5 protein-coding genes are annotated in these 6069 nt (G+C 72.3%); 2 read left to right on the top strand and 3 right to left on the bottom strand.

Annotated features, from left to right (window positions below):
- On the bottom strand, window positions 1-922 hold a 922-nt coding region (locus AOK15_RS36475), incomplete at its 3' end, for a cytochrome P450 family protein (RefSeq protein WP_055522818.1).
- 284 nt (window positions 923-1206) lie between these two features.
- Here AOK15_RS36475 and AOK15_RS36470 point away from each other — a divergent pair.
- Window positions 1207-1683: a MarR family winged helix-turn-helix transcriptional regulator gene (locus AOK15_RS36470; RefSeq protein WP_055522816.1), complete on the top strand. Its 477-nt coding sequence runs from the start codon at window positions 1207-1209 to the stop codon at window positions 1681-1683.
- 88 nt (window positions 1684-1771) lie between these two features.
- On the opposite strand, the gene AOK15_RS45360 is transcribed toward AOK15_RS36470, so the two are convergent.
- Window positions 1772-2806, bottom strand: coding sequence for an SCO2400 family protein (locus AOK15_RS45360; RefSeq protein WP_055522814.1), 1035 nt, complete (start codon window positions 2804-2806; stop codon window positions 1772-1774).
- Between the two features lie 521 nt (window positions 2807-3327).
- On the opposite strand from AOK15_RS45360, the gene AOK15_RS36460 reads away from it, so the two are divergent.
- Complete coding sequence (locus AOK15_RS36460; RefSeq protein ID WP_240508761.1) at window positions 3328-5031, top strand: lysyl oxidase family protein; 1704 nt, start codon at window positions 3328-3330, stop codon at window positions 5029-5031.
- A gap of 88 nt (window positions 5032-5119) precedes the next feature.
- Here AOK15_RS36460 and AOK15_RS36455 read toward each other — a convergent pair whose 3' ends face one another.
- On the bottom strand, window positions 5120-5986 hold the full coding sequence (locus AOK15_RS36455; RefSeq protein ID WP_055522811.1) for a YqjF family protein: 867 nt from the start codon (window positions 5984-5986) through the stop codon (window positions 5120-5122).
- Between the last annotated feature and the right edge of the window lie 83 nt (window positions 5987-6069).

Below are 6069 nucleotides of genomic sequence, written 5' to 3'. Positions count from 1 at the left end.
TGGTGCCGCGCGGCACCATCTTCCCGTCGAGGTCGAGGTCCTCGCTCAGATGGCGCCGGATGCCGAAGCCGCCCAGGTTCGCGTCGAAGCGCAGCACCTCCTCCACCGCCGTACGGATCAGCGACGGGTCCCGGAGCAGTTGGTCCCAGCGGGCGCGGTCCGACAGCAGCAGTGCCACCATCTTGCCGATCATGTTGGCCGTGGTCTCATGGCCCGCGACCAGCAACCCCATGCCGGTGGCGAGCAGTTCGGCGTCCGTCAGCCGCTCCTCCTCCGGCAGGGCCGCGCCCTCCACGATCAGCATGCTGAGCAGGTCCTCGCCCGGCTCGGCCCGCTTGGCGGCGATCAGGTCGCGCATGTACGCGGCGAACTCGCCGAACGCCGCCCGTGTCTCCTCCTGCGTGAAACGGCTGACGTTCAGGAACGCGTCCGACCAGTGGGAGAAGCGGTCCCGCTCCTCGGCCGGCGCGCCGAGCAGGTCGCAGATGACGTACACCGGCAGCGGGAACCCCAGCGCCGCCTTCAGGTCGGCGGGCCGGCCCCGCTCCACCATCTCGTCCAACAGCGACTCGGCGATCCTCGTCATTCGGGGGCGCAGCGCGGCCATCCGCTTCGCGGTGAAGTACCGGCCCACCTGGCGCCGCCAGCGCTGATGGGGTTCGCCGTTCTCCGGGATGGCCAGCTCGTACTCCGGGTCGGCGTCGGCCGCGACACCGCCCGCCCCGTCGGCCGAGAGTCGCGCGCTGTCGTCCCCGGCGGCCGGCCGCGCGAAACGGGGGTCGGACAGCATCGCCCGCACATCGGCGTACCGGCTCAGGAACATCGCCCGGTCACCGCTCGGCAGTTCGACGGTCGCCACCGGGCACCGCTCCCGCAGCCGTTCCCACGCGGCGGGCGGGTCCAGCGGCCCCGGGCTCACCATCGGCAGCCGTACGACCTCCTCGTCCGGCCCTTGTGCGTCGTGTGGCCGGTGGGCGTCGTGCGGCTCGCGGCGTGTGCGTTCGTCGTCCCGGTGGGCGTTCTCGCCCGTCTCGACCTTGCTCATCTCGACGTCTCCTCGTGTGGGGGCGGAGTGGAGATCGCAAGGCACGCTACTCGCGCTGTGCATGATGCATCAATGGTGCATCATGCACTCTCCCTGCATGGCGCAATTTCGACGTAGGGTGAGCGGGGTCATGGAGGCCAGGCAGGCAGAAGGAGACCGGTGTGGATGCCCGTGAGGCGGGGGAGCGCATCGAGCGGGAGCTGCTGATCCTCACGCGCAACCGCGAGACGTCGGCGCCCCGCGGCGTCCGTGGCGGCGGTGCCCTGGACCGCAGCGCCTACGTCCTGCTCAGCAGACTGGAGGCCCAGGGGCCCATGTCCATCCCGGACTTCGTGGACGCGTTCGGCTTCGCCCCGTCCACGTTCACCCGGCAGACCTCGGCGCTGCTGCGCGACGGTCTGGTGGAGCGGACCCTCGACCCCGACGGGGGAGTGGCCCGCAAGTTCCGGATCACCGACGAGGGCCTGGCGCGCCTCGCCGAGCAGCGCGAGGTGTTCGTCGACGGCATCAGCGGGGTCATCGCCGACTGGCCCGCCGAGCGGCGCGAGCGATTCATCGCCGACCTACGGCAGTTCAACACCGACGTCGAACGCGTCAGCGGACGTTCCTGGCCACGTCCGATGGCCGGCGACCGCTGACGCCGACGACGGGAGACGGACGCACAGACCGGCGGCCGGTCCTCGGTGCGAGGGCCGGCCGCCGGTCCGCGACGTCACACGGGTGCTGTCAGCTGACGCACACGATTCCGCCGAGCAGACACAGGCCCGAGGGCGAGGTCGCGTCCGAGTCCGAGGAGCCCGAGCCGCCGGACGAGCCCGTGTCAGAGCCGGAGCCGGAGCCGGAGCCGGACCCCGAGCCCGTACCCGAGTCCGAGCCGGTCCCCGTTCCCGCGCCGGAGTCGTTCCCCGAACCCGACCCGGAACCCGTGCCCGTGTCCGCGCCCGAACCGGCGCCGGAACCCGCGGAGTCGTCGCCGGCCGGGGGCGTGGTCGCCCCGCCCGACGGGGTCTCGGTGGAGCCGTCCGCGCTCGACCCGCCGTGCGACGAGGAGCCCGTCTGCGCCCGCTGGCCCGACGGGGGCGTCGTGGCCGTACGCGGTGCGTTGCCCGTGTCGCCACCGGTGTTCCGCTGCTGCGCGCCGGAACCGTCGTACGAGGAGCCGCCGCGCGCGTGGCCCCGCGAGGTGTCCGGGGAGCGCCGGGTCTCGTCGGGGCGCGTGTCCGGTGTCCGGCCGCTCTGCGAACCCTGTTCCTCGACGGCGCCCAGGCCCTCGGCGTCCGGAGCGGTGGCCGCCTGTGTCCGATCGGTGGACTGCCGGTCCATGCCCATCACAGTCAGACCGCCGCCGACCAGCGCCACCGCGGTCGCGACCACGGCCCGGCGCTGGTTCTTTTTCCAGCGGGCCATCTGACGCCGCCGCGCCGCCCGCCCCTGCGGCGCGGCCGGCACGCCCTGCACATCCTCGACGCCCTCGATGCCATCGGTGCGCTCGGCGTGCGCGACACCGGCCGGGACCAGCTCCGTCGACGGTCCCGCCGCCGACTCCAGCTCCGGCTCAGGCTCCGGCCGTCCGCCGTCGTGCCAGGTCTCCTCGGCGCCCGACACCGCGTACTCCCAGGTCGCCGCCGGCACCGTCGGTGCGACGGCCATGGAGGTCGTCGTACCGGGCGCCGAGGGGGCTATGTCCGGCGCGTAGGCGCCGCAGCCGGGGCAGACGAGGGCGCCGTTGAGATGTCGGCGACATGAGGAGCAGTAGTCCATGGAGGTCTTCCTGTGTCGGCATGCCGTCGACCCGCCGGGCCGCGGCCCGGTCACGTCGTTCGCACGTGGGATCGAGCGGATCGAGCGGTCAGCAACGCTAACGAGGCATTCTCAGAGCTGTGTGCACACTGTGTGATGCTCCTGCGTGGGTTCTCCGGGGACTTCGCACCGGTGCACGGCCCGGTGTTTGGACGTCACCGTCCGCGTTTTCGCGCATCACCGTCCGCGTTTTCGCCCATCACTGTCCGCGTTTTCTCCCGTCACCGTCCGCGAGTTCGGGCGTCGCCGTGCGCGAGTTCGGGCGTCGCCGTCCGCGTCGTCGTCGGGCGTCTCCGGACTCTCTTTTTCTCGATTTCCTCTTCAACAGGCAACCCCCGCACGGCTTTCGCCTGTCTCACAGGGTGCTCACAGACCGGTGGGCGCCGAGGGCGTTCGGGGGAGCGCAGCACCATCGGCGGCCGGTCGTCCGTGGGTTGTCCAGTCCGATGCCACTGACCATGGCACTCGCAGACGAGGAACCGATGACCAGTCAAGAACACCGCAGCCGTCTGAGGCGTCCCGGGCTCGCCGCCCTGGCCACGCTCGCCGTAGTCGCCACCGTGGCGGGGGCCGCCCCCGGCGCGGGCGCGGCGCCCGCCGCCAAGGCCGGCACCCCGAAGCTCAAGCTGATCGCCGCCTCGAAGTCGGTGACGACCTACCGGTACCCGGAGGGCGGCACCATCCTGGAGCTGGGGACGTACGTCACGGTCGACGGCGCGCCCCTGGAGTTCAAGGTGACGCGGAAGTCCTACAAGGACCCCATCGTCGCCCAGCAGATCTTCCGCAACGGCAAGAAGACCACGACGCGGACCCTGCCCGCCGGTCTGATCACCGACCACGGCGGGCTGCCCGGCTTCCTGGAGATCTCGCTCAAGAACTCCGCGGGTCAGCAGGTGCTCAAGACTGCCAGCGACTTCTGCCCGAACAACGCCTCCGGCCGTATCCGCCCGGACGCTCCGTCGACCTCGCACTACCCGCAGAGCTGCTCGCGCAACCCGTGGACGCTGGGCTCGGTGTGGGGTGTGGAGAAGGGCTGGGCGGTCAACACCACCCAGTACCGCTACGACGACACGGTGGACATCCCGGCGGGTGAGTACACCGCGGAGGTCGGCGTCGCGAAGAAGTACCGCGACCTGTTCGGCATGTCGAACGACCGGCCCTCCGTCAAGGTGACGGTGGTGCAGTACGACGAGGAGGGTGAGGGCGGCGTCGGTGTGAGCGCCAAGTCCTCCGCCCACCACGCCGCCGGGCACGGCGGCCACGGTGGTCACGACGCCGCCCCCGTCGACCCGACCCAGCCGCCGATGCACGGCTTCGGCCCGCGCGGCGAGGACGTCCCGATGCCGCCCGCCCTCCCCCACGCACTGGAGGACCGCGGCCTGGCCAAGCACCTGGGCGACGGCCCCGGCCACACCGACGGCTCGCGCATCGCACCCGCGCTTCAGCCCGCCGCGAAGCGGCCCACCGGCAAGACCGGCGCCCCGGCCAACGTGCCCAAGCCCGACCTGCGTTCGCTGCCGGCCTGGGGCATCTCCATCACCGACGGCGAGGACGGCGACGTACCGGGCAAGGACTACCTCGCCTTCAGCGCCAACGTGTGGAACGCGGGCCCCGCGCCCCTCGTCGTGGACGGCTTCCGCAAGCCGGGCGCCGACCTGATGGACTCGTACCAGTACTTCTACGACGCCAAGGGCAAGCAGGTCGGCTACTCCCCCGCCGGCACCATGGAGTGGGACCCGCGTGAGGGCCACATGCACTGGCACTTCACCGACTTCGCCAGCTACCGCCTGCTCAGCGCGGACCAGACGAAGGAGGTGCGCTCCGGCAAGGAGGCGTTCTGCCTGGCCAACACCGACGCCATCGACTACACGGTGAAGGGCGCCAACTGGCACCCGGAGAACACCGACCTGTCCACCGCGTGCGGTTCGCAGGAGGCCATCTCCGTGCGTGAGGTCCTCGACGTCGGCTCCGGCGACACCTACACCCAGGAGCGTCCCGGCCAGTCGTTCGACATCACCGACCTGCCGAACGGCACGTACTACATCAAGGTCATCGCCAACCCGGAGAACCGTCTCAAGGAGAGCGACACCAAGAACAACGTCGCCCTGCGCAAGGTGGTCCTCGGCGGCAAGCCCGGCGCCCGCACGGTGAAGGTGCCCCCGCACCACCTGATCGACGCCCCGTAACCGGCGGCCGCACGGTCATCGCACAGCGACGAACCCCCGGGTCCCGGACCCGGGGGTTCGTCACGTGTGGGGGAGGCGTCCGCGACCGTCAGGGCGTGGGGATGCCCGCCGGGCGGGCCGGGCGGCCGAAGCGGGCGGGGACGCCGGGCGAGTACAGGACGCTCACCGGCGGTCCGACGGGAGCGGGCAGGCCCGCCGCGGCGACCAGGTCCTCCTCGCACTCGACCAGTTCGGCGCGGTGCAGCGGCCAGCGGGGGTGGGCGTTGGGCAGGAACATCGGCCTGCCGAAGAAGGCGCCGTGCATCCCCCAGCGGGCGGTCAGGAAGTGCTCCAGCCCCGTCGGCTCGTCGACGCGCTCACCGACCCGCACGGTGATCCGGCTGTACGCCCCGCGCGGGCCAGGCCACCGCCGGCGGCTGGTGTAGGTGACACGGACACCGCCCGGCCGGGGGCCGGGGACCCCGGGTCCGGTGCCGGGGCGGGGACCGTCGCCGACGGCGCCCCGGACGCCGTACGCCGTCGTGTCGATCGTCATGCGGGACCACAGGTACGGCATACGGAAGCCGATCCGGCCCACCACGACCGGCAGCAGCCGGGAGGCGTCGAGGGAGCGGAAGACGACACCGCGCCGTCCGTGCGCGTCGACCGAGTACAGCCGCACATTGGTCTCGGGGAACGAGCCGAGGTAGGGCACACCGGGGAGACGCAGCCAGCCGACCTTGTGCATCCGGAAGGCGACCAGCCCGACGTACGTCACCCCGTCCAGGGTGTCGGGCACGGTCCCCGGCGGCAGCAGGCCCGCCACGTCGGCCGGGTCGGCGGCCCAGTGCAGGAAGGTCAGGTCGAGCCAGGACTGGGTGAGCAGCGGACGCGGGATCGCCCCCGGCGCGTCGGCCGTGATCGGGGCCGGCGGCACGGGGGCCGCCGGGGCCCGGAACGGTTCTGGCGACACCATGGGGCCAGTATCGGTGACCCGCCGGTCGGGCCGCGCCGCTCAGACTGCGCCGCTCCGACTGCGCCGCTCCGACTGCGCCGCTC

The organism is Streptomyces ossamyceticus (genome assembly GCF_001418475.1).
In the GTDB taxonomy this organism is placed as follows: domain Bacteria; phylum Actinomycetota; class Actinomycetes; order Streptomycetales; family Streptomycetaceae; genus Streptomyces; species Streptomyces ossamyceticus.
Note: the sequence above shows the minus strand (reverse complement) of the source record. Positions and strands in the feature narration are given on the sequence as shown.